The sequence below is a fragment of the Paenarthrobacter nitroguajacolicus genome, from assembly GCF_007786235.1.
In the GTDB taxonomy this organism is placed as follows: domain Bacteria; phylum Actinomycetota; class Actinomycetes; order Actinomycetales; family Micrococcaceae; genus Arthrobacter; species Arthrobacter nitroguajacolicus_A.
The window spans coordinates 328189-351230 of the sequence record NZ_VNFK01000005.1 but is presented as its reverse complement, the minus strand read 5'-3'; the positions used below and the strand labels follow the sequence as shown (position 1 = coordinate 351230).

The window sequence follows — 23042 nt, the reverse complement described above, 5'->3', positions numbered from 1 at the left end:
GCAGCAGGCCACACACCGCACTCAAAGGCGCCTCCCCAGCCAGCCGCGTCAACAACCTACCGGGTTAGTACATCTAGCCCTCCGATTTTCCAACCACCACCAACACGTCCACCACCTAAAAAAGGAGCACTATGTCCATCGAAACCACAGTCCAGGATTCAGTACAAGAAGACACCCAGCTGATCACCGCCGATGCCGCGGCCAAACTCATCGAAGAAGGCGCCCTCCTGATCGATGTCCGCAGCGAAGGCGGGCGCGCCAGCACCGGCGCAGTCCCCGGTGCCGTAGTGGTCAACCGCGAGCACGTTGAGGAAGACTTCAGCCCCGAATCCGCGCACCGCCTTGCCCAGGTCAGCGGCACCGACCAGAAAATCGTGGTGTTCTGCGGCTCCGTGAACGGTTCACGTCCCGTCGCGCAGAAGCTCAAAGTCCTCGGCTACGCCAACGCCGTCCACGTGGACGGCGGCTTCCCGGCACTCCGCGACGCCGGCGTCCCCACCACCGGGCCGACGGCCCCGCCGGCTCCCGTAGCTCAGGCGTCCACTGATTCGGGGGCTTCCGGGCGCTGAGTACCTGCCGCCGCCGGGCCTTCCGGCGTCAGCACCACCGCCGTCGTCGAGGCTTCCCCGGAAGTCACGACGGCGGCACTTGCGTTTCTGCGGTCCCGCGCCTCGCGGAACCAGTCGAGTCCGCCGGCGAGCAAGGCGATGCCCAGCAGGACACAGCACATCACGATGCCTTGGTGGAAAGCATCCTTGGAGGCCTGGCCGGTGGCCGCTCTTTGGGCTTGCAGGAACATTCCCGCGGCGGCGGCTGAGCACAGTGCCGCCGCGAATCGTTGGCTGAGTTGGTAGAAACCTGCCGCCACTCCGGCCGTGCCGGCAGGTGCATGCGCAAGCGTGAGTGTCTGGTTCGGAGCAACCACCAGCCCGGTGGCCACACCTTGGGCAAGCCCGACGGCGGCTACCGCGAGAGCCGCTGTCCCGCCGTCGAGCATTTGCACGAAAAGGTCCTTGGCAATCAGGCAAGCCAGGCTGCCTACCAGTGCGTAGACGATTCCGGCGCGCCCGTACCGGGCTACGAAGCGCCAACTGAAGCTTGACGCCAACAACATCCCGGCTGCTTGCGGCGCGAGGATGGCTGCAGCTGCCAACGGCGCCATCCCTGTCCCGGAGAGGAAGTAGAAGGCGGTCACCGCGGCCATTCCGGCGCCGACGCCGAACTGGCAGAGCGCCACCACCGTGCCCAAGGTGTAGCCCCTGGATTTCACCAACGAGGCACTGAGCAACGGGGTTCGGCCGCGCCGGTGGTAGAGAATCTCCCAGCCGGCGAAAGCCAGCAGCGCGCCGGCCCCGATTGCCAGCGACGTCACGGCAATAATGCCCGCACCGTAGATCGTGGGAATGAGCGAGGCGATCACCACTCCGCCGAGGAGCAAGGCGCCCAAAAAGTCTATCGAAGGTTTGCTGTTTTCGGGCCGTTTGGCCGAATGTGGCAGGAGCCTGAACGCAAGCGGCACGAGGATCAGCACCAGCGGAACATTCGCGAGGAACAGGATCCGCCATCCGATCGCGGGGTCGCCCACGGACAAGACAAGTCCGCCGATCAGCGGGCCACAGACCGCGGCGGAACCGCCGGCGGCAGCGTAGGCACCCAGAGCTTTCGCGCGGTCATGTCCCGAGTAGATGTCCTGCAGGAGGCCAAGCACTTGCGGATTCAGGGTGCCTGCGCCGAGACCTTGGAGGAGCCGCGCGATGATGACCAAAGATGGGTCCGAGGCCAGCCCACCCAACAAGCTCGACGCTCCGAAAACGGCAATGCCGGCGATGAAGAGCGTGCGACGACCCACGATGTCGCCCAGTCTGCCCGCGGGAACCAGCGCGACGCCGAACGCCAAGGAGTAACTGGCAAGGATCCATTGCACCGAGCCAGAGTCGGCATGCAGGGAAGCGGACATCGCGGGAACCGCAAGCACGAACATTGACTGGTCCAACAGCGTGATGAATCCTGCGCCGAGGCAAAGCCAGAGAGCGGAACGTTTAGCGTGATTTCCGTGGCCGGTCATGCGTTCCTTCCCGCCCCTCTTTGCCGTAGGTTGGGCCCGAAAACAACCAGCAATGGTTAAATTTGGGGCATGTGAATGTCAAAGCGGGTCAGGAAGCCACCGAAAGGACGCGTGCCCGGGCGGCGGCTTGGCCTGCCCGGAGTTCCCCGGCCGTCTTGCCGCGCTCCCGATGCTCAACTTCCTGCTTCAACTGCGGAATGACGTGCCGGCCAAACTCGAGGGCATCCGGGACGAAGTCGTAGCCACGGAGTCCGAAGATCTCAAACCCAAGCTCGTGATAGTCCAGGATCGCCTGGGTGACGGTGTCATAAGAGCCGACCAACGCCGTCGCGCTTCCTCCTCCCCCACCAGCGGCCTTGGCGAGGGCCGTCCACAAGGCGCGGTCGTGTAGATCGCCGCGCTCAGCCGCCGCCAGCAAGCGCTGGGTCCCGGCGGCCTCCGGCTTCTGGTTGTAGTGGCGAACAGGATCGATCACCTCACCCGCTGACCGCCGGGCCTGGAACGTCCCAAGGACGCCATGTGCCTTTTCCCACGCCAACTCATCGGTGGCAGCAACAATGGGCCGGAACGCGATCTGCCAGCGCAACGGCTCGGTCCGCCCGAGCGCAGCAGCCCGCGCAAGGATCTGCTCCTGCTGCGATGCGGCGTCGGCCAGCGGTTCACCGAACAGCGCATAGATATCCGCCTCGGCGGCGCCTACTGACCAGGCAGCCTCGGAAGACCCACCAAAGGAAATCCCCGGACGCTTTCCGGCAAAGGGCCCCAAACCAGAGGCAAAGTTTTCAAAGCGGTAGTGCTCGCTGTCCCAATCGAACGAATCGCCGGACCACGCCCGCCGCACGATCTGCATGTACTCCTGCGTCCGGCCATAGCGGGCGTCCTTGGCCAGGTAATCGCCTTCGCGGGCCTGATCCGCTTGGCTGCCGCCGGTGATGAAGTGCACGGTCAACCGGCCTTGCGCAATGTGGTCCAGCGTCAGGAAGGACCGGGCTGCGAACGTCGGGTGTGAGACGTTGGGACGGTGCGCCAGGCGCAGCTGGATTCGCTCAGTGTTCGCGGCCACCCACGCCGCGTGGACGGAAGGATCCTGCGTACTGGAGTTGTAGGCGAACAGGACGTGGTCCCAGTTGTTGTCCTCGTGGATCCTCGCAATCCTGGCAGCATATGCGGGGTCAAAGAAGGGCGTGGTGGCTGGCGAAGTCTCCGTGGAGTCGTTGCCGGCACCCATACCAAGGAATTCGATAGACATAAGAAATCTCCAAAAGACTTAGCGGCGAAGGATGCGCTGGGCCAGGAAGTTGCCCAGCAACTGCGCGGCCTGCACCATGACGATGATGATCAGGACAGTCACCAACGTGACCTCCCAGTTGAACTGCTGGTAGCCGTACATGATGGCGAAATTGCCCAGCCCACCGCCGCCGATGTACCCGGCCATGGCGGACATGTCCACGATCGCGATGATCATGAACGTGTAGCCCAGGATCAGCGGCGCCAGCGATTCCGGGATCACCACTGACCACAGGATGTGCAGCCGGCTGTCACCCATGGCCCGCGCGGCTTCCACCACACCGGGATCGGACGCCACCAGGTTCTGCTCCACAACCCGCCCGATCACCACACCGGCCATCAGCGCCATCGGCAGGATCGCCGCGGTGGTCCCGATGGTGGTGCCCATGACGATCAGCGTCAGTGGCGCGATCGCCGTGATGAAGATGATGAACGGGATGGGCCGGATGATGTTCACCAGGAAGTTCAGGAAGGAAAACACGGCCTTATTCGCGAAGAGATTGCCTGGCCTGGTGGCGTAGAGAGTGACGCCCAGCGCCAGCCCGGCAAGCCCGCTGAGCAGGACGGTGATGACCACCATGTAGATGGTCTGCTGGAATGATTCGCCCAGGACGGGCAGGAGGGTTGTCCAGTCAGTCATGGCTATTCTCCGGCGTTGGCGGGGACGGGGGCTGGAAGGTGCGGCAGCGCGCTCTCGGCGGGTGCCGCCGTCGGGATTTGGCGTTCGACGGCGGTGACGTCGCCGAGGTCGGCGAGCGCGGCGTCAATCGCGGCGGCGCTGCCCGTGAGTTCGTAGGTGAGGGTGCCGAGGATCTTGTTCTGGATCTCGGTGACACCCCCAAACACCACGCTGGATCCCACACCGTGGCGCTCGAAGGTCGCGGCGACCAGAGGCGTGGGTGCGGTTTCGGAGATGCCGATTGAAACAAGCAGCCCGGGATGCGCCGCGGAGAGCCGACTGACGGTATCGGGTTCCGGTGTGCCGTGCACGGCCGTGGAAACGAAGCGCTGGGTGGAGTCGCTTTGGGGGTCGGCGAACACCGAGTACGTCGGCCCGGCCTCCACCACGCGGCCCGATTCCATCATCACCACGGTGTCGCAGATTTCACGGACCACGTGCATTTCGTGGGTGATCACCACAACGGTGGTCCCGAGTTCTTTGTTGATGCGGCGGAGCAGGCGCAGGACGTCGCGGGTGGTTTCCGGGTCCAGGGCGCTGGTGGCTTCATCGGCGAGCAGGATGTCCGGTGCGTTAGCCAGCGCCCGGGCAATGCCCACACGCTGCTGTTGCCCGCCGGAAAGTCGCCGCGGGTAGGATCCGGCTTTGTCCGCGATACCCACGAACTCAAGAAGTTCATCCACGCGCGGCTTGATCTTGTCCTTGGGCCAGCCCGCCACCTTGAGTGGGTAGGCCACGTTGCCGGACACTGTGCGGGACTTCAGGAGGTTGAACTGCTGGAAGATCATGCCGATGCCAGCGCGGACTTTCCGCAGTTCACCCTCGGGGAGTGAGGAGATGTCCTGTCCCTTGACGAAAACCTGGCCCTCGGTGGGGCGTTCCAGGCCGTTGAGCAGGCGCACCAACGTGGATTTTCCGGCACCGGAGTAGCCAACAATGCCGACGACGGTTCCCTCTTCGATGTCCAGGGTGACGTCGTCGACGGCGCGCACAGCTTCGGTGCGTTGGGTGCGTTTGCTTCCTTGGACCGGGAACAGTTTGCTGACGCCGCGCAGCGAAACGATCGCGCTCACCGGAGCCTCCTTTGGGGGTTGATTGTATGCCCATTCCAGCAGCGCCCCAGCCGATGCATCGAACCCAATGACCCCCTGTGACCTGCGGTTTCTTTCCTTGACGGTGCGCGTCGGAGTGTTGCGAAAGCGTTCGTTTCTCACCGTGGCAACTGCCTAGCGTGAGGCAGGGGGAACACCCCGTACCTTCCATTCGCATCAATACCCTTTGTACGGAGAAGCATCATGAAGAACCGCTTGTTAGTTGCCGCCGTCGGCTTGGTTGCCGCCCTATCGCTCTCGGCTTGCGGGGGTGCGTCAAGTGGTTCGTCAACTTCCGCGAACACCAAGGTGGTGATCGGTGTGGACGACGGCGCCGAGGAGCACTGGACCCTCCTGAAGACCAAGCTGAAGGATCAGGGCATCGACCTTGAGGTCAAGAACTTCACCGACGGTGCCCAGATCAATACGGCCACCCAACAGGGCCAGGTGGACATCAACCTGTTCCAGCACCTGAAGTACTTGTCCCAGTTCAACGTGAACAGCAACGGCACGCTGGTTCCGGTGGGCGCCACCGCGGTGTACCCGTTGGCGCTGTACTCGGAGAAGTTCAAGTCTGTGGAGGAACTGCCGGCCGACGCCGAGGTTGCCATCCCCAACAACCCCACTAATCAGGCGCGCGCCCTGCTGAACCTGCAGACCGCAGGGCTGCTCCAGCTCAAGGACGGCGGCAACTCGCTGTCCACTCCCGCTGAGATCACCTCAACCAAGATCAAGGTTGTCCCGGTGGACAGCAACCAGACGGTGAACGCGCTCAAGGGAACCACGGATGCCGCCGTCGTGAACAACACGCAGGCGCAGAAGGGCGGCCTGGGCGACGAGAAGATCATCTTCAAGGAAGACCTGAACTCGGAATCCCTGGCGCCGTACATCAACGGCTTCGTGGTGAAGGCTGACCGCAAGGACGATCCCACGTGGAAGAAGATCGTGGATGCGTACCACTCCCCTGAAGTTGAGGCTTCGGTGACCAAGCTCAACGACGGCAACCTGCAGTTCAAGGCTGACTGGACTGCGGCCAAGCTGCAGGAAGTCCTCACGGCCGAAGAAGAAGCGATCAAGAAGACCAAGTAGCTGTTTGCAGGGTGCCCGTACCCAACGGGCACCCTGGAAACGTTTCAGGAACAGGCCCATGAACCAGACACTCACCCGTGAACGCCAGCAGATCCATTTCTTCGCCTACTTGGTGGGCACCGGCATCCATCTGGCTTCGTGGCGCCACGAAACAGCGTTCCCACAGGCCAGCATCGACTTCGCACACCAAGTGAAGCTCGCAAAAGCCGCGGAGGATGCCAAGCTGGATGCCATCTTCCTGGGCGACTCCCTCGCGATCGACGAGACTTCCAACCCCGGCATCCTCAATCGCTTCGACCCCATCGGCCTGGTCACGGCTCTTGGCGCAGTCACCAGCAACATCGGCCTCATCGCCACGTCCTCCACCTCCTATGACGAGCCTTTCAACTTTGCCCGTGCGGCCCTCACCGCGGACCACATCAGCGGCGGTCGCGTTGGCTGGAATATCGTCACCACCCGGGACCTCACCAACAGCACGGCAGGCAACTTCAGCGCTGAGGAGCACTTCGACCACAGCCTCCGGTACCGCCGGGCTGAAGAGTTCGTCGAGGTGACCCAGGGCCTGTGGAATTCGTGGGACAAGGGCGCTTTCCTCTACGACAAGGAAGCCGGTGCCTTCTTCGACCGCCACAAACTCAGTCGGGTGAACTACCAGGGTGAGTTCTTCAAGGTGGCCGGGCCGCTCAACATCGGGCCTTCGCCGCAGCACTCCCCTTTGCTCGCCCAAGCGGGTACTTCCGTGCCCGGCCAGAAACTCGGCGCGAGGTTCGCCAACGCCCTCTTCGCAAGCCATCCGGATATTCCGCAAGCCCGGAGCTACCGAGCATCGGTTCGTGCCCAGGCAGCGGCCTTCGGTCGGAATCCTGACGAGCTCTACGTCTACCAAGCCATCTCGCCCGTCGTCGCGGACAGCCGCGAAGAAGCCTTGGAGCGCATCCGTGAATTGGACGGCCTCATCACCGATCAACAGGTCCTGGACTTCCTGAAGGAATACTTCGCGGGTCCTACCGGCGAAGGCACGGTCGACTTCACCGGGCTCGGAGCGGACGCAACGGTAGCCCAATCCGGCATTCCCAGCATCACGCAGCCCCGTACCGATTTCCGCTCCGCCGGGGAACAGATCCGTGGCCGCGAGGACCAAGTCACTCTCAAGGACCTCTACTCGATCCTCACCGGCGACAAACGCAACCATGACTTCATCGGCACCCCACAGCACGTGGCCGATTCCTTGGAACGCTGGCACGCTGGGGGCGCCGCCGACGGCTTCAACCTGATGTTCTCCCTCCTGCCCCAGGATCTGGAGCGCTTCGCTTCCGGGGTCATTCCCTTGCTCCAAGAACGTGGCCTCGCCCGCACCGAGTACTCGGGAACCACGCTCAAATCTCACCTCGGACTCGATCCGCAGCAGAAAGGAAAACCATGACCACCACACCTACCGTCGCCACCGGCACCTATGTGATCCGCCAGGCGCGTGACGCAGAGTACGACGCCGTGGGGCGGCTGACGTACCAAGGCTTCGGTCACCACCTTCCCGGAGCGCATCAGCCGGACGACGAACGGCTCGAGCTCCTGCTGGATGCTGCCGCCAGGGCCCGCGAAGGTGTGCTGCTGGTGGCCGAGGACGTGGAAACCGGCCGCTTGGTGGGCACTGCCAGCCTTCTGCCGTTTGGTTCGCACCTCAGCCGGCAGGCCGAAGAAGGCGAGGTGGAGCTGAGGCTGTTGGCTGTGCTGCCGGATGCCCGCCGCGCGGGCCTTGGCCAAAAGCTCCTGGACGAATCCGCCCGCTTGGCCGCCGCCAGAGGTGCCGAGCGCGTGGTCCTGGACACCGCCGTCGACAATGAACCGTCCCAGCGCCTCTACCGTCGCCTGGGCTACGTCCGCCGGCCCGAGCGTGAAAAGGAACGGCCCGCGCCAAAGGTGCAGTTGGTGGTCTACACGCTGGATTTGCCGTCGGCCTAAGGGAGCAGATACCTCAAAACCGTGAGATGCCGAGCTCGTTGCCGGACTTAAGTCCGGTGACCGGTACAACTTCCGCCGGCCCACGGCATCGAGTCTTTCCGAGGTCCGTCAGGCGTTCTCGATGACGTTCTTCAGCACGGTCGTTGCGCTCATACCGTTGGGCCAGCCAGCGTAGAACGCCAAGTGCAGCAGCGCTTCCTTGAGTTCTTCGTCGGTGACACCATTCTGGCGGGCAAAACCTAGGTGGAACTTCAGCTGGTCCATCTTGCCCATGGCGGTCAGCGCCGCGACTGTGATCAGGCTGCGGTCCCTCTTGGACAGATCATCGCGTTCCCAGACTTCATCGAAGAGGACCCGGTCGGTATAGTGCACCAGGCCCGCGGCGAAGTCGCCGAATGTGTTCTTCCCGCCGCTCCAACCGGTGCTCCGCTCTTCGTTGCTCATAGTCTTTCTCCTCCGTCGTAATTGCTCGAATGCCTCCATTCCACCGCCACGGCGGCAGTGGAGGGAGTCTCCAGTGAAGGGTGTACCAGTGGGGACTCCCGATCCCGGGCACCCGCCGCACCGAGCGCATCCAAGAAAACGCGGCCGCAACGCAGGTCGCGCTGTCCGCCGATGAGCGCGCCGACCTCGACGCGATCGTCCGGAGCATAGGCGTCCACGGCGATCGGTACAACGCCCAGCACATGGGCTACGTCAACGGCTGACCAGCGGCGGCGGGGCCTGGACTGTCGTGGGGACGATGAGAGCCCTGCGCGCCGCATATCGGAGATTCCTCCAATGGAATGGTTCCCTAGGAAAGGAACATCATGACTACCTGGCTCATCACAGGCTGCTCCACCGGACTGGGCCGCGCACTTGCCCGGGCGGTCCTCGCGAAAAGCGATAACGCCGTCGTCACCGCCCGCGACACCTCCACCCTGCAGGACCTCGCCGCAGAATTCCCGACGACGGCACTCGCCGTGGCGCTGGATGTCACCGTTCAGTCGCAGGTGGATGCGGCCGTGCAGCAGGCCGTGGAGCGCTTCGGCGGTGTGGATGTCCTGGTCAACAACGCCGGCTTCGGCTACCGCGCCGAGATCGGGCTACTACTCTGTGTCCAAAGCGGCTCTTGAGGGATTGTCCGGCCCGCTGCACAAGGAACTGAAGCCGCTTGGAAGCTCAGCGGGCCGAGGTGGACCGGTGGCGGGAACTCACTGTCGGCACCGGTTACACGGAGTAATGAGCAGCGTGTAATCGGTCACACTTGGCCGGATTCGCTTGTCAATCGTGGTGGGCAGCATGAACCATGAATGAGGGAATTCGTTTCCCATACAAGCTGAATCAGCAATCCTCACCGACGAGGATGCGGCCCCTGCGAAGAAGCTTGGGGCTGATAACGGCCTGAGTGAAAGTACTGACAATGACGACACATACTGACTCCATCACGCTGAAAATCTGGGACAAGTCGGCCATCGACCACACCATCGATGCCGCCATCCAGTCCCTCTCACACCGCGCCGCCGCAGAAAACTGCGGAATCGCAGTGACCCTCAGCGGACCGAAAACCTTTACGGTCAGCCTGAGCCGCTAAGCAGCTCAAACTAGAAGCAAGAGGACGACGCCGGTACTTTCCGGCGTCGTCCTCTTGCGTTTAAGCGCGTCCCCGGACGCGTTCAACCGTCTGAGTGGTACTCAAGCCTTGTTCGTGGCGCCTCAGGGAAACCCTGAGCGAACCTTGAGATTTCCTTGACTGTTTCCGTGCCCTGATCTTGCGTTCGCGTTGGAACTCTATGTGAGTCAACACTTCAACGCTCGAACGGAGGGATCACAATGCTCACGGAAATCACGGAACCCACGGCCGACACAGACGCACCGGACACGGCTTCTGCACCTCGCGGGTCCCACCGTGCCGCCGGCGGAGTGGTCACAGTCCTGGTCCCGGCACACAACGAGTCCGCTGGCATCACCGAGACTCTGGTCTCGCTGAACAACCAAACCCGCCGCCCGGACCGCGTCATTGTGGTGGCGGACAACTGCACCGACGACACCGAGACGCTTGCCCTTGCCCAGGGTGCGGAGGTCATCCGGACCGTCGGAAACAAGGACAAGAAGGCCGGCGCCCTCAACTTCGCCCTCAGCGAGCTCCTCCCTGACGCCGACCCCGAGGACCTGGTCCTGGTGCAGGATGCCGACTCGCAGCTCGCGCTCGATTTCATCGAGAACGCCACCCAGAACCTGCTGACCGACGAAATGCTTGGCGCCGTGGGTGGAGTCTTCAGCGGAGGTCCCGGCGGCGGTTTCGTCGGACACCTGCAGCGCAACGAATACGCCCGCTACGCCCGGGATGTGAAGCGCCTCCACGGCAAATGCCTGGTAGTCACCGGAACGGCCGCTCTCTTCCGGGTCAAGACGTTGCGGGACGTGGTGGCAGCGCGCTTGGAAGGCACGCTTCCCCCAGGCAACGGCAAGGGTGGCGTCTATGACACGTCAGTCCTGACCGAGGACAACGAGCTCTCCTTCGCCCTGTTGACGCTTGGATACCGCATCGCATCACCGTCCAACTGCACACTGGTCACCGAGGTCATGCCGACGTGGCGTGAACTGTGGGCCCAACGGCTCCGGTGGAAGCGCGGCGCCGTGGAGAACTGCGTGCAGTACGGGTGGACCAAAATCACCAGGCCGTACTGGGGACGCCAGTTCCTCTCCATGATCGGTGTCTTGGTGACCCTGGCCTACTTCGGCTCCATCATCTTCGCTTTGACCACCGGAATGGGCCTGAACCTTCAGCCATTCTGGATCGCTGTCACCGGCATCTTCGTCCTGGAACGCATCGTCACGGTGCGGTTCCGCGGCTGGAGGTACATGCTGCTGGCCGCAACCATGTACGAAACCGTCATCGATATCTTCCTCCAGGCCGTGCACGCAAAGGCCTACCTGGATGCAGCACTCAACCGCAAGAAAGTTTGGTAAACACCCATGTACAACAACCCAGTAGCTCCCCTCGCCGGTGCCACCGCAGCCGGATTGGGCTCAGGCACACTTGCAGCGACCGGAGCCGGGGACCTCTTCTGGTTCGCGTTGGCGGCTTTCGCCATGCTGGCCCTGGGCCTGGCCCTCAAGAGGATCGTCCCGGTCAGGGCACAGAAGAACTAACAAGCCCAACAAGCCCGCAGGTGTGTCGCTATTTCCCCCCAGCGCGACACAACTGCGGGTTTGTTGTTTCCTGTCCCTACGTGACCGGAGCCGTGCTGGCCGAGGTCTTGGCCACCGTGGTGTAGCCGGCTTTGGTGCCAGTGACCTTCACGCTCATGGTGTCCGCCTGGTCAGCGCTCACCAACACGTACGTTTTGGCTGTGGCACCCGTGATCGCCACCCCGGATCGGTACCACTGGTAGGTCAGGGTGGTCCCGGAGGTCCAGGTACCGGTGTTGGCTGTCAGCGTGGAGCCCACAGCCAGCGTCCCCGTGATGGTGGGAATGGGTGCCACCAGGGTCCCCGCTACCACTGTGGCCGTTGGAGCCGATTCCTTGGTGGTGGTGGCATAACCGGCTTTGGTTCCCGTCACCCGAACCGTCAGCTTGGTGCCTTGGTCAGCGGCGGCAAGAACACGAGTGGAGCCAGTAGCTCCGGAGATCGCCGCGCCATTCCGGTACCACTGGTACGTCAGGGCAGTACCTGTGGTCCAAGTTCCCGGAGCTGCTGTCAACGTTGAGCCGACCGCTGCCGTGCCTGTGACGGTGGGAGTCGGCGCTGTCAGTGGAATTCCGGGGACGAAGGAGAAATCGCGAATGGTGACGGTTTCGGGGGCAACATGTGCCGCATCTCCACCGCCCCCACCGGTCACCCAGAGGTTGAAGTGAATCTGTTCGTTCGCCGGTAGAGGCACCGTGGAGCCTTGGAGGACCGTCTTCTTCAACAGAGTCCCGCTATAACCCTCACCCGCAAACGTCTCAAAAGTGAGTTTGCCCGGTTCCCAGACCATCCTGTGCGTCAGGATTGGAGCATTCGTGACATCGAACGTGACCGTGTTGTTGCCCTGCCCGGGCGGTTTCGTGGCATCGAACCAGTAGCCATGGCCTTGGGTCACTGGCCAATTTTCACCGTAGGCAGCTCCGCCACCCCACGCCGATGCTTCGCAGAGGTCTATTTCTGTGTACCCCGGCTCCGCGGCGGGGTCGTACGTGAACAGGCAGCCCCACACCACTTCCTTCTGCAGTGCGCTGACATCCTTTTCAACCGTGGTGCTGTACGTTCCGTAGCCGAACCCTTCACGGGTGGACTGGAATTCGGCACCCTTCGGGGCGGAGCCCGTGGGATTGCTGATGGAGAGCTTAACGTACCCGTTGGCGTCGGGGCTGCTCACGTTGTTGGCGTCCCAACTCGCGTTGTACATGGGCGCTCCACCCCAGAATCGCTTCTGCCAGTTGAACCCTTTCCACGCAAAGCTGCCCACAGGGCCAGGATCCTCAGCCATTGGTGTTGTATCCGCGGCTTTTGACGGGCTCATGCCCGTGAACATCGATAAACCTACCGCCATAATGACGGCCAATCCCATTGCTTTTCTTCCCCCATGTGGAAGGAGCCTCACTGACGATGCCATAGCTGTGTCCTCCTGCTGATGCGCCCAGAATCATCTCCGGCAATTACCGGAGACCGCAGTCACGTTCCACCCCCGAGGAACGTGCAACTCCTCGATTATCGATTAGTAAGTGACCTGCTGGAAGCGAAACGAACGATCAAGATCGGCAATTCAACATCAATTGGATAACGGCGCTGCAAGGCGGAGTAGCCTTGACCTGTCCGTCCGATTCACCCGCAGCACCATCACCCGGGAGCACTCATCGCCATTCGCAGCGCAGGAATACTCCTCTACCGGCACACCTCGGCCGGGCCATTGGAACTGTGGATCGCCCACATGGGCGGGCCCTTCTGGGCTCGGAAGGACCAGCACGCCTGGTCCATTCCCAAGGGTGAATTCCCCGAAGATGAGGACGCGTTGGCAGCCGCGAAACGCGAATTCACAGAAGAAATCGGTTCCCCTCCCCCGCCCGCAGACTACGAATTGTTGGGTGTTTTCAAACAGCCTTCAGGCAAACTCATTACCGCTTTCGCCGCGGAGGCCGGCGACTTTCAGCCCGAGGAGATTGTCAGCAACACGTTCCCCATGGAATGGCCCAAGGGCTCAGGCACCATCAAGGATTTCCCGGAAATCGACGACGCCCGTTGGTTTGAGGAATCCGTAGCCCGGACCAAGCTCGTCAAAGGACAGCTGCCCATTGTGGACGCACTGGTCCGGCACCTTGGCGGGCAAGCCAACGACGGCGGCGCGCAGGACTGACCCGACACGCACCCCCGGGCGCGGCTGCCCTGAAAAGCTGGTCGGCCGCCGTCGGACGCCACTGAGCATCCCGAGCGATTCACCACCTAGATGGCCTCCTCCAGAACTAGGTTTTGGTCGTTTTCACCACCTAATTTGGCGTGATTTGGACTAGGGGTGGGCTACTTGAGCACCTAGATGCCGTTTTCCGTGGATATCGTGTGGCCCGACCGAGTACTTCGATTGGGGAGAATCCATGGCTGATATTGACCTGCCGGGGCGGGCGTTCGCGACCACGCGTGCCGTCCTATGAGCTACACAGACGTCGAACATTCACCACGATTGGCAGCTAGCCGCTCTTCCTGGCGATGAATTGCCGGATCCACTCGACCGTCTGGGGGTGGTCCAAGTGCAGGCCATGCCCCGCGCCGGGTACCCGCACCAGAACCGAGCGAGGGATGTGCTCACGAAGGAGCAGGGCATTGGGCAACGGGGTGAGCCGGTCGTCCGTGCCGTGAAGAATCAGAGTAGGAGCCTTGATGGAGCCGAGTTCGCTCCAGGCATCGTGATCACGACTGGCCTTGAAGTGACGTGCTTTGGCCCAGGCCGAAGCGTGGGAATTGAAGAAGGTGTGCGTCGCTTCGGGATTGGCGCGGACCCACTCGGCATCGAAGAAGAGATCTTCCAGCCGGGCCATGTCGCCGCTGACCAGGGCCGCCAAGGCAGCTTTGTCCGGTTGGACGCTGACGTCCGGCCACTTGCCTCCACTCGTAGCCGCCAGGATCAGGGTCCGAACGGCCTGGGGATGATCGATGGCCAGCCACTGCCCGATCCTCCCGCCCATCGAGTGGCCGTACACGTGTGCTAAATCCGCATTCGCCGCTTTGAGGACGGCGGCAGCATCTTCGGCAAGGAGTCTGGTGGTGTAGCGCTCGGCGTCGCCCTTCCCACTGCGTCCAGTCCCCCGGTGATCGAAGCGGATGACGCGGTAGGAGCGGGACAGAAGCTCCGCCGTCGGGCCCCAACCGTCCATTGCCGTGGCCTGTCCGGCGATCAGCAGCAGTGGCTCGCCCTCGCCCGACTCGGTCCAGGCGAGTTCGGCGCCGTCGGGGGCGGTGGTGAAGTTCACCGTGACACTGTATCTTTGCCGTCCGCGGGGCGCTGCGGCGTGGAACACAGTGCGTCACTCTGCGACGAAAATGTCCTCAATGGCACAGTCGAAGGTCCGCGCAATGAGGAACGCCAGGGGAAGCGAGGGGTCAAACTTCTCCCGTTCGATGGATATCACCGTTTGGCGGGAAACGCCGAGCGCAGCCGCCAAGTCAGCTTGAGTCCAGTTGCGTCCGGCCCGGCGCTCGGCGAGGTTGTTCTTCACTTCAGATCCCGGTAGCGGATGACCAGATACCGAACTCCCGCATCCACTGCACTCAATCCAATAAGGCCAAGAAGGACCGGAAGCGCATCAACCGTGAACCGTCCGATGACCAGCACAAGGACAGCAACCAGCACCGCGACCAGAATATCCAAGAACGCACCTGCTCCGGCTTGGCGCATCCACTGCAGCTCCACGCTTTGTTCGCCGTGGGCATCGCGGGCCACCGTGTGGTTCGACACGAAGACCTTGGCGCCCAGCGACATAGCCGGGTAGGCAGCACACAGGGCACCAATCCCGGCAGCGAGCCAGAAGTCACCGGGGTTCGATGCCCCGACCAGCACCGAAACCGCGATGGTCAGGATGGCGCCGAGGATGAAGGCGAGAACGTAGTGGTGGACCGGCGCACGCCGGGATGTAAAGGAAGCTTTACTCATAATGAAAAGTAAAGCACCCTTTACATCGGGAGGCAATGGCCTCGGATTTAGTCAATGTATTCGCCCTGCACACTAGGCTGGCGGTGATGTATGAGCAGAAATCCAGCTCGTCGCCGGCCATCAATTCCATATGGAGGGCCTATGTCGAAGAGCCAGACGTGTACACGGACCCAGCGAACGAGTTCTGGGGCCTGGCTTTCACTCGTCGCAAGGACTCCACGCTCCGAGCCGAGCTGATCGGCCCGTCGCTCCAGCCGCGGCTTCTCCAGAGCGTCAAAGGCGACACGTACTGGGGCGTCGAATTCCGGGCCCATGTGGTCATCGACGGCGCGTCGAAGGAAAACATCCTTGGGGAGACCGTGGATCTTGGGGTGGACGGAGAGCTCTTCGATATACTCGGGCGGCGGTACGGCGTCCCGGAGTACGAAGGCCTGGAGGCCTTCGTAGGGCGTCTGCTCAACGACGGCGCAATCACCAGTCGCGACGACGTAAGCCGGTCCCTGGCTGGCGATGTGGGCGGATACTCGCCGCGCTGTTGGCAACGCCATATCCGTTGGGTCACGGGCCTCAGCCGGAAGCAGATCCAGCAGCTCGAACGCGCACGCGCCGCCTTCTTTCTGCTCCAGAGCGGATATTCCGCCAGCTCAGCCGCCGCAGCCGCCGGATACGCGGACCAAGCCCACATGACCCGCTCTCTGCGCCTGCTCCGATCTGAAACTCCTGCGCAAATCATTGCCCGCCACGTCGCGGGCTGAGTTGGCGTTTTTCTTCAAGCCAACCCGCACGAAAGATGGCTGACTTGTAGGTAACAACCACCGACTTCGAAGGGTCGTTATCATGAGCACTCCCAAAGCCCCGGGCGGCTACAACACCGTCAACTCCTTCATCATCACCGAGGATGCACCCGGAATGATCTCCTTCCTCACCGCTGTCTTCGGTGCCCATGAAGTCCCTGAAGCTCACACGCTCGACGACGACGGCCTAATCCTTCATTCCGAACTCAAGGTCGGCGACTCCACAGTGATGGTGGCGGCCAGGAAACCGGACTGGCCATTCACTCCCAGCCTCTTGCAGGTGTATGTGGATGACATTGACGCGACGCTGGCCACTGCCCAGGGCCTCGGGGCCACCGTGGTGACTACTCCAACCGAATTCTTCGGCGATCGCCTTTCGCGCCTCGTGGACCCATGGAGCAATCTGTGGTGGATCTATCAGCACAGCGGGGAAGCGCCTGAGTGGGATAACAGCGGCACTGACTGGGGCGAAATGAACACTGAGGAGGATACCGGTTGGACCCCAGAAACCACCCCGGAACTCGTGTACATTCACGACACCTTGCTCACCACGATGAAGGGTCTCGGGCGCTGAGGACGGTGCGCTCTTTGCCAGCTGGAGCTAGCGTTGAGTGATGACCGCTGACTACAGGTACGACGTCGAGGTGCTGCACCTTTTGGTGTCACCGGCACATGCCTACTTTGGCCGTGCCCGGGAAGGGGCGGCCGACGTGCCCACCACAGATGCCGATCAGGCCGAGTTGGTGGCTGGCAAGGGAATTGTCGGCGACAGGTTCTTCGGCAAGGCGGCGCACATGGATGCCGCCGTGACCTTGTTCGCGGTGGAAGCCCTGGAATCCATCGCCGCCGAGCTGGGAGCCGGCCCGTTTGATCCGCTCCTGACGCGCCGAAACGTTGTGCTGAGGGGTGTTGAGTTGGCTCCCCTGCTCGGGCACGAGTTCACCCTGGAATCCGGGGACGACTCCGTCAGGCTGAAGGCCGGCCGGCCCGCTCACCCCTGCGCCTGGATGGATGAAATGCTCGCTCCGGGGGCACACAAGGCGATGCGTGGGCGTGGCGGTGTCAGGTGCCAGGTGGTCGCAGGCGGCGTGCTGCATCGCGGACCAGCGGTGTTGCTCAGCCCTGTGCCGCTTGACCCTGCAAAGGCCGGAGACGCCAACGTGCTGCGGCCATCAAGGTTGCCTTAGTCCCGCTGCGTCCAAACTCACGGAGGGTCAGGGAGCGGACCGCCTGCCGTGTTTCATTTCCACCGCGGCTTGGAATGCATCCAGTCGTCGGGTTGCCTCAGCGACGACGACGACGTCACGGTTCGAGTGGAGCCACGTCGCAGCACCGGCCTCGTCCGCGAACAACCCGTAGTCCAGTGCGTCCCGGCTCTGCTCAATGACGAATCTCCACAGTGGTCCACGCGGGATCTCTGCTTGAGCCAGACTGGCACCTTTGAGCAAGGTGGTATCCACTTCCCGCTCATTGCCCAGTCTCTCTGCTGAGGCGAGCCATGTGGGCAGATGATCAACACTTTGGCGTGCTGGCAGTATCCTCCGCCCGCGCATTTCGTCCTGCCCGGACACATCCCGAAGGAACCCGCCTTGCTCCCCGGCAACCAGCGAGCCATCCGCTGTGCAGGGCACTACCACCACGTCCAGCAGCCAACCGCGCCAGCTCTCATCCACCCAAAGTTGCCTCAGCAGAGCTGTTGGCACGGGCAGTGAGCGAATCATCCAATCCTGGACTTGCTCGGCGCATTCCCGTTCATGGCTTGTCATCCACTCGACAAAAGCTCTCAGATCTGCGGATCTACATACGGCGCCGACATTTCCAGGCGAGCAATAGATTCTGACCCTTTTAGTACGCGGGGGAATTCAAATTCAACCCGCTCAGGTTGATGGGAGGGCCTACGCAGTCCAAAGAGGGTCAGGAAGCCACATGCCCCGCAACCGGAAAGCTCAAACTTCTTCCGCCGCCGGCGCCGCGAATTGGGCCTCGTACAGCCGGGAGTACGCCCCGCCGACTGCCAGCAGCTCCAAGTGGGTTCCCTGCTCCACGATCTGCCCGGCCTCCATCACCAGGATGAGGTCCGCGTCCCGGATAGTGGAGAGCCTGTGGGCAATCACAAAGCTGGTCCTGTCGGATCGCAGGGCGTTCATGGCTTTCTGCACCAACACCTCGGTGCGGGTGTCCACGGAGCTGGTCGCTTCGTCCAGGATCAGCACCGATGGCCGGGACAGGAAAGCCCTGGCAATGGTCAGCAGCTGCTTCTCACCGGCAGAGACGTTTCCGCCTTCGTCATCCAGCAGGGTGTCGTAACCTTCCGGGAGCGAACGAACAAAACGGTCCACGTAGGTAGCCTGCGCCGCTTCAATGATTTCTTCCTCGGAAGCAGCAGGCCGCCCGTACGCGATGTTGTCGCGGATAGTCCCACCGAACAGCCACGTATCTTGGAGGACCATGCCCATCCGCGAGCGCAGTTCCTGGCGCGAAAGTGAGGCGATGTCCACGCCGTCCAGCGTGATGCGCCCGGAATCCAACTCGTAGAAGCGCATCATCAGGTTCACCAGCGTGGTCTTGCCCGCACCTGTGGGCCCAACGATCGCAATGCTTTGCCCGGGCTCCGCGACCAAACTGAGGTCCGTAATCAGCGGCTTGTCCGGCGTGTACCGGAACGACACATTCTCGAACACGAGCCGCCCGCGTGAAGGGCCGGAAGCAGAAGCAGCGGGCTCCTCCGATTCTTCCTCTTCATCCAACAAATCGAACACCCGCTCTGCCGATGCCACGCCGGACTGCAGCATGTTGGCCATGGACCCGAGCTGCGCCAGCGGCATGGTGAATTGCCGCGAGTACTGGATGAAGGCCTGGACATCACCAAGCTGCATGGCACCGGAGGCCACCTGCAAACCGCCCACCACGGCGATTCCCACGTAGACCAGGTTCCCGATGAACGTCATGGCCGGCATGATCAAGCCGCTCACGAACTGCGCACCGAAGCTCGCCTGGTACAACTCCGAGTTCTTTGCGCGGAACTTCTCCTGTACCTCGTTCTGCCGTCCGAACACCTTCACCAGCGCGTGCCCGGTGTAGGTTTCCTCGATCTGGCCGTTGAGTTCGCCGGTGTTCTTCCACTGCGCCACGAACAGTTTCTGCGAGCGCTTGGCGATCAGGAGCGTGGTTCCGAGGGTCAGCGGGATGGTTACCAGCGCGATCAAAGCAAGGAGGGGTGAGAGCAGGAACATCATCACCAGCACACCCAGCACCGTCAGCAAGGAAGACACCACTTGGCTGATGGATTGCTGGAGACTTTGGGAAATGTTGTCGACGTCGTTCGTCACCCGGCTGAGCAGCTCACCGCGCTGGATGGAGTCGAAGTAGCGCAGGGGCAGCCGGTGGATTTTCGCTTCGATCCGCTGACGCAGCCGGTAGACGGTCCGCTGCACGACGCCGTTGAGCACGTACGCCTGCATCCAACCGAACGCTGAGGCCAGGACATACAGGGCCAGCGCCCACAGCAGGACGGAGGACAGCGCACCGAAGTCGATTCCGACGCCGGGTGTCAGGGTCATGGCGCCCAGCATGTCCGCTTTGCTGTCGTCGCCGGAGGCGCGCAGGCCTGCGATCACGTCGGCTTTGGAAACCCCTGCGGGCAGTTGTTTGGAGACGACGCCGGCGAAGATCAGGTTGGTGCCCTCCCCCAGGAGCCTGGGCCCAATCACGGACAAAGCCACACTGACCACGGCAAACACCAGCACCAGGGTCAGCCAGAACCGTTCCGGCCGAAGCGTTCCCAACAACCTGCGGGCAGAGGCACCAAAGTTGGACGCCTTCTCCGCCGGGATGTTCATCCCCGCGAACGGCCCACCCCGGCCAGGTCCCATCGCCGGCCGCTGGGGTCCACGCGGACCGGCTGATACGGCGCTCATGCTGCTTCCTCAGCCGCGAGCTGGGAGGACACAATCTCCCGGTACGTTTCGGAAGTCTCCAACAGCTCATGGTGCGTTCCCTGCCCAACGATCCTGCCGTCGTCGAGCACTAATATCTGGTCTGCATCGGCGATGCTGGAGACGCGCTGGGCGATGATCACCAAGGTGGCGCCGTTGGTGTGGCGCTTGAGGGCTTGCCGGAGCCGGGCGTCAGTGGCGGTATCCAGTGAGGAGAAGGAATCGTCGAAGATGTAGAGTTCCGGCTGCTTCACCAGCGCCCGCGCAATGGCGAGCCTCTGCCGCTGCCCGCCCGAAACGTTGGTGCCCCCTTGGGAGATCACGGCGTCCAGGCCGCCCTCCATCTCCTGCACGAAATCATCCGCCTGGGCCACGCGGAGCGCTTGCCACAGTTCGTCCTCAGTGGCGTCGGGTTTGCCGTATTGAAGGTTGCTGCGAACCGTGCCGGAGAACAGGTACGGCCGCTGCGGCACCAAGCCAATGTGCCCCCACAACAGGTCGGGGTGCAGGTCGCGGACGTCCACACCGTCCATCCGCACGGACCCGCTGGTGGCGTCGAACAGTCTGGGCATCAGGTTCACCAGCGTGGTTTTGCCGGCGCCGGTACTGCCAATGATCGCGGTGGTTTGCCCGGCCTTCGCGGTGAACGTGACGCCGCTCAGGACCGGCTGCTCCGCACCCGGGTAGGCGAATCCGACGTCGCGCATCTCCAACTCGCCACGGCGGATCCCGCCTGTGACAGGGTTCGACGGCGGCTGGACGCTTGAGTCGGTCTCCAGCACCTCGCCGATTCGGTCGGCAGAAACGGACGCGCGCGGGATCATCACGGCCATGAACGTCGCCATCATGACGGACATGAGGATCTGCATCAGGTAGCTCAGGAAGGCGATCAATGTGCCCACCTGCATGGAGCCGTCCTCGATCCTGAAGGATCCGAACCAGATGACCGCCACGCTGGAAACGTTCATCACCAACATGACCACAGGAAACATGAGCGCCATCAGACGCCCTGCCCTTAGCGCGACGTCAGTGACGTCGTCGTTCGCTTTACCGAACCGGGTGGCTTCCATGTCCTCCCGGACGAACGCCCGCACCACGCGGATACCGGTGAGTTGCTCGCGGAGAACGCGGTTCACGGCGTCGATGCGGACCTGCATCTTCCGGAACAGCGGCACCATCCGCGTCACGATCAGCCCCACGGCCACCAGCAGCACCGGCACGCAGACCGCGATCAGCCAGGACAACTGTGCATCCTGCCGCACGGCCATGATCACGCCACCAATACTGAGCATGGGCGCCGCGACCATGAGCGTGCAGGACATGAGGACCAGCTGCTGCACCTGTTGGACGTCGTTGGTGGAACGGGTGATCAGCGACGGCGCCCCGAACCTGGTGACTTCTTGCTCCGAAAACTCGCCCACCCTGCTGAAGATGGCGTCGCGCACGTCCCGGCCCATCCCCATTGCGGCTTTGGCGCCGAAGTACACGGCCACCACTGCGCACGCGATCTGCAGCAGGGTGATCAGCAGCATGAGCCCGCCCATGCGCAGGATGTAGTCCGTATCCCCGGTGGCGACGCCGTGATCGATGATGTCGGCATTGAGCGTCGGCAGGTACAGCGACGCGATGGACTGCGCCAGCTGGAAAACGACGACGGCGATCAGCAGCCGCTGATGCGGCCGCAGGAACCGAACAAGAACCTTCCACAGCATGGGAACTCCAAGCAGACGCCGTGTGAACCGAAGGCCAGTTTACGTCTGGTTGCTGCGGGCAACTAGAGGATTGCCGGTGTTTTAGTCGGTCACCAACTGCTGCTTTCCTGTAGCACTAAGCTTCCCCGTAAACAGCAGTGCTACGTCACTCAGCTCCGTTTCGGCAAACTGCCGAGTGCCGTCCACATCCCCGTTGAGGACGGTGGGCGCGAAGCGGACGTGCGTTGCATCTTCAATGCCAACAAAGTTCAACCAGTCGGCAAAGTAGGTGCTGCTGAAGTCGGAACCGAAAGCTGCCGGAACGCCGGGAGCGTAAACGCCGCTGGTGTGGATGGCCAAGGCATGCTTGCCCTCCATTAGCCCGCGGTAGCCCTGTTGCGGATCGAACCCAAAGCTCCACCCGGGCTGGGTGATGATGTCGATCCACTGCTTCAGGACGTACGGCACACCGGAGTTCCACATGGGGATGTTGAAGACGTAGGCGTCTGCGGCGGCGAACTGGTCGAACACGGCACGGGCTGATTCCCAAGCTGCAACCTGTTCGGGCGTCTGGTCCTGGCCGGTAAAGACGGCCATCTTCGCGGAGGCGGCGATCCGACCGAAGGCCGGCAGCGCACCGTCGTCGAACAAGTTCACGGTCTCCAGTTCGAACGTCTCTGGGGCGGCAGCCTGCACGGAGTCGATGAAGTGCCGGGCCAGCCGCAACGAGTCACTGTTGGAATAGCGGGGTGAGGCGTTGATATGGAGGATGGAGGGCATGGGATTCCTTTCAGGCGGTTCGGGGGCGATGCGCCCCTAAAACCACCCTCGCCCGGACGCCCCGCCCGGCGTAAGAACGCACTTATTTGTGCCTAGGGAACCTCTAAGTGCCTGCCACCGGCAATGATGGATGCATGACACTCACTGCTGAACAGAACCGCCGGAAAGCACAGCACCGCTACAACGCTTCCCTGGAACTCTGCCCGGCGCGCCAACTGCTGGAGGCCATCAGCAGCAAATGGGTGACGCTGGTGATGCTCGCCCTCGAGGAGGGTCCGCAGCGGCACAGTGATTTACGCAGGCAGATCCCGGGAGCCAGCCAGAAGATGCTGACGTCCACGCTGCGTTCCCTGGAACGCGACGGCCTGATTGGGCGGGAGGTCACCGCGTCCGTTCCGGTCCGGACCGACTATGAACTCACCCGCCGTGGACGATCCCTCCTTCCGATCATCTTCGACATGAAGGAGTGGGCGGAGGACAATATGGACGCCGTTGCTGCTTCCCGGCAGCAACATGACAGGGACCGTGCCGCCGCCGTAGCCGGACAGTAGGGTGGAATGGTTC

Annotated in this window: 27 protein-coding genes; 14 read left to right on the top strand and 13 right to left on the bottom strand. The window is 62.7% G+C overall.

The window, feature by feature from the left end; all coding sequences use genetic code 11:
- The first annotated feature begins 131 nt into the window (after window positions 1–131).
- Window positions 132–569: a rhodanese-like domain-containing protein gene (locus FQP90_RS09270; RefSeq protein WP_144649477.1), complete on the top strand. Its 438-nt coding sequence runs from the start codon at window positions 132–134 to the stop codon at window positions 567–569.
- Here FQP90_RS09270 and FQP90_RS09265 read toward each other — a convergent pair.
- The 4 genes from FQP90_RS09265 to FQP90_RS09250 all read right to left on the bottom strand — a co-directional run bounded on the left by FQP90_RS09265 (window position 533) and on the right by FQP90_RS09250 (window position 5104).
- Entirely contained in the window at window positions 533–2065 is a 1533-nt protein-coding gene (locus tag FQP90_RS09265; protein WP_144649475.1) for an MFS transporter, read from the bottom strand. The genes FQP90_RS09270 and FQP90_RS09265 overlap by 37 nt on opposite strands.
- A gap of 88 nt (window positions 2066–2153) precedes the next feature.
- Window positions 2154–3314: an LLM class flavin-dependent oxidoreductase gene (locus tag FQP90_RS09260; RefSeq protein ID WP_144649473.1), complete on the bottom strand. Its 1161-nt coding sequence runs from the start codon at window positions 3312–3314 to the stop codon at window positions 2154–2156.
- Window positions 3315–3332: 18 nt separating this feature from the next.
- Window positions 3333–3992 carry a methionine ABC transporter permease gene (locus FQP90_RS09255; protein WP_144649471.1) on the bottom strand — a complete coding sequence of 220 codons (660 nt, stop codon included), beginning with the start codon at window positions 3990–3992 and terminating at the stop codon, window positions 3333–3335.
- A gap of 2 nt (window positions 3993–3994) precedes the next feature.
- The gene (locus FQP90_RS09250; RefSeq protein ID WP_144649469.1) at window positions 3995–5104 is read right to left on the bottom strand and encodes a methionine ABC transporter ATP-binding protein; all 1110 of its coding nucleotides are present in this window, start codon (window positions 5102–5104) and stop codon (window positions 3995–3997) included.
- Window positions 5105–5326: 222 nt separating this feature from the next.
- Between FQP90_RS09250 and FQP90_RS09245 the strand changes: the two genes are divergently transcribed.
- From FQP90_RS09245 to FQP90_RS09235, 3 genes are read left to right on the top strand one after another with little or no spacing between them, the layout of a single operon-like run.
- Window positions 5327–6211 carry a MetQ/NlpA family ABC transporter substrate-binding protein gene (locus FQP90_RS09245; RefSeq protein WP_144649467.1) on the top strand — a complete coding sequence of 295 codons (885 nt, stop codon included), beginning with the start codon at window positions 5327–5329 and terminating at the stop codon, window positions 6209–6211.
- Between the two features lie 58 nt (window positions 6212–6269).
- Complete coding sequence (locus FQP90_RS09240) at window positions 6270–7634, top strand: LLM class flavin-dependent oxidoreductase (protein WP_144649466.1); 1365 nt, start codon at window positions 6270–6272, stop codon at window positions 7632–7634.
- On the top strand, window positions 7631–8170 hold the full coding sequence (locus FQP90_RS09235) for a GNAT family N-acetyltransferase (RefSeq protein WP_144649464.1): 540 nt from the start codon (window positions 7631–7633) through the stop codon (window positions 8168–8170). The genes FQP90_RS09240 and FQP90_RS09235 overlap by 4 nt, the downstream gene beginning before the upstream one ends.
- A 108-nt stretch (window positions 8171–8278) precedes the next feature.
- Here FQP90_RS09235 and FQP90_RS09230 read toward each other — a convergent pair whose 3' ends face one another.
- Complete coding sequence (locus tag FQP90_RS09230) at window positions 8279–8614, bottom strand: carboxymuconolactone decarboxylase family protein (RefSeq protein ID WP_144649462.1); 336 nt, start codon at window positions 8612–8614, stop codon at window positions 8279–8281.
- An 80-nt stretch (window positions 8615–8694) separates the two neighbouring features.
- On the opposite strand from FQP90_RS09230, the gene FQP90_RS09225 reads away from it, so the two are divergent.
- From FQP90_RS09225 to FQP90_RS23280, 5 genes are all read left to right on the top strand, one after another.
- Window positions 8695–8877 (top strand): hypothetical protein, encoded by a 183-nt coding sequence (locus tag FQP90_RS09225; protein WP_439898640.1) that lies wholly within the window; start codon window positions 8695–8697, stop codon window positions 8875–8877.
- A gap of 102 nt (window positions 8878–8979) precedes the next feature.
- Window positions 8980–9285 carry an SDR family NAD(P)-dependent oxidoreductase gene (locus FQP90_RS09220; protein ID WP_244296628.1) on the top strand — a complete coding sequence of 102 codons (306 nt, stop codon included), beginning with the start codon at window positions 8980–8982 and terminating at the stop codon, window positions 9283–9285.
- A gap of 287 nt (window positions 9286–9572) precedes the next feature.
- Complete coding sequence (locus tag FQP90_RS09215) at window positions 9573–9743, top strand: hypothetical protein (protein WP_018778796.1); 171 nt, start codon at window positions 9573–9575, stop codon at window positions 9741–9743.
- A 239-nt stretch (window positions 9744–9982) separates the two neighbouring features.
- The gene (locus FQP90_RS09210; RefSeq protein ID WP_144649460.1) at window positions 9983–11122 is read left to right on the top strand and encodes a glycosyltransferase; all 1140 of its coding nucleotides are present in this window, start codon (window positions 9983–9985) and stop codon (window positions 11120–11122) included.
- 6 nt (window positions 11123–11128) lie between these two features.
- On the top strand, window positions 11129–11305 hold the full coding sequence (locus FQP90_RS23280) for a hypothetical protein (protein ID WP_167510448.1): 177 nt from the start codon (window positions 11129–11131) through the stop codon (window positions 11303–11305).
- A gap of 76 nt (window positions 11306–11381) precedes the next feature.
- On the opposite strand, the gene FQP90_RS09205 is transcribed toward FQP90_RS23280, so the two are convergent.
- Entirely contained in the window at window positions 11382–12626 is a 1245-nt protein-coding gene (locus FQP90_RS09205) for a hypothetical protein (protein ID WP_244296626.1), read from the bottom strand.
- 366 nt (window positions 12627–12992) lie between these two features.
- On the opposite strand from FQP90_RS09205, the gene FQP90_RS09200 reads away from it, so the two are divergent.
- Window positions 12993–13490: an NUDIX domain-containing protein gene (locus FQP90_RS09200; RefSeq protein ID WP_144649458.1), complete on the top strand. Its 498-nt coding sequence runs from the start codon at window positions 12993–12995 to the stop codon at window positions 13488–13490.
- A 328-nt stretch (window positions 13491–13818) separates the two neighbouring features.
- On the opposite strand, the gene FQP90_RS09195 is transcribed toward FQP90_RS09200, so the two are convergent.
- The 3 genes from FQP90_RS09195 to FQP90_RS09185 are packed head-to-tail and all read right to left on the bottom strand — an operon-like array spanning window position 13819 to window position 15278.
- Window positions 13819–14598 (bottom strand): alpha/beta fold hydrolase, encoded by a 780-nt coding sequence (locus FQP90_RS09195; RefSeq protein ID WP_144649456.1) that lies wholly within the window; start codon window positions 14596–14598, stop codon window positions 13819–13821.
- Between the two features lie 54 nt (window positions 14599–14652).
- Window positions 14653–14844: a helix-turn-helix transcriptional regulator gene (locus tag FQP90_RS09190; protein WP_144649454.1), complete on the bottom strand. Its 192-nt coding sequence runs from the start codon at window positions 14842–14844 to the stop codon at window positions 14653–14655.
- Entirely contained in the window at window positions 14841–15278 is a 438-nt protein-coding gene (locus FQP90_RS09185; RefSeq protein WP_144649452.1) for a hypothetical protein, read from the bottom strand. The genes FQP90_RS09190 and FQP90_RS09185 overlap by 4 nt, the downstream gene beginning before the upstream one ends.
- A gap of 86 nt (window positions 15279–15364) precedes the next feature.
- On the opposite strand from FQP90_RS09185, the gene FQP90_RS09180 reads away from it, so the two are divergent.
- The 3 genes from FQP90_RS09180 to FQP90_RS09170 all read left to right on the top strand — a co-directional run bounded on the left by FQP90_RS09180 (window position 15365) and on the right by FQP90_RS09170 (window position 17259).
- A complete protein-coding gene (locus FQP90_RS09180; protein WP_167510447.1) occupies window positions 15365–16033 on the top strand; it encodes a helix-turn-helix domain-containing protein in 669 nt (222 codons plus the stop codon).
- 82 nt (window positions 16034–16115) lie between these two features.
- Window positions 16116–16646 (top strand): VOC family protein, encoded by a 531-nt coding sequence (locus tag FQP90_RS09175; protein WP_144649448.1) that lies wholly within the window; start codon window positions 16116–16118, stop codon window positions 16644–16646.
- A 40-nt stretch (window positions 16647–16686) separates the two neighbouring features.
- Window positions 16687–17259, top strand: coding sequence for an MOSC domain-containing protein (locus tag FQP90_RS09170; RefSeq protein ID WP_144649446.1), 573 nt, complete (start codon window positions 16687–16689; stop codon window positions 17257–17259).
- Window positions 17260–17286: 27 nt separating this feature from the next.
- Here the strand turns inward: FQP90_RS09170 and FQP90_RS09165 are convergent, their stop codons facing one another.
- The 4 genes from FQP90_RS09165 to FQP90_RS09150 form a co-directional block, all read right to left on the bottom strand.
- Window positions 17287–17745, bottom strand: a complete 459-nt coding sequence (locus tag FQP90_RS09165) for a hypothetical protein (protein WP_144649444.1) — start codon at window positions 17743–17745, stop codon at window positions 17287–17289.
- A 273-nt stretch (window positions 17746–18018) separates the two neighbouring features.
- Complete coding sequence (locus FQP90_RS09160) at window positions 18019–19989, bottom strand: ABC transporter ATP-binding protein (RefSeq protein ID WP_144649443.1); 1971 nt, start codon at window positions 19987–19989, stop codon at window positions 18019–18021.
- Window positions 19986–21719 carry an ABC transporter ATP-binding protein gene (locus FQP90_RS09155; protein ID WP_144649441.1) on the bottom strand — a complete coding sequence of 578 codons (1734 nt, stop codon included), beginning with the start codon at window positions 21717–21719 and terminating at the stop codon, window positions 19986–19988. Before FQP90_RS09155 ends, FQP90_RS09160 begins: the two co-directional genes overlap by 4 nt.
- Before the next feature lie 81 nt (window positions 21720–21800).
- Window positions 21801–22478, bottom strand: coding sequence for an FMN-dependent NADH-azoreductase (locus tag FQP90_RS09150; RefSeq protein WP_144649439.1), 678 nt, complete (start codon window positions 22476–22478; stop codon window positions 21801–21803).
- A 134-nt stretch (window positions 22479–22612) separates the two neighbouring features.
- Between FQP90_RS09150 and FQP90_RS09145 the strand changes: the two genes are divergently transcribed.
- Complete coding sequence (locus FQP90_RS09145; RefSeq protein ID WP_144649437.1) at window positions 22613–23029, top strand: winged helix-turn-helix transcriptional regulator; 417 nt, start codon at window positions 22613–22615, stop codon at window positions 23027–23029.
- Window positions 23030–23042 lie beyond the last annotated feature (13 nt).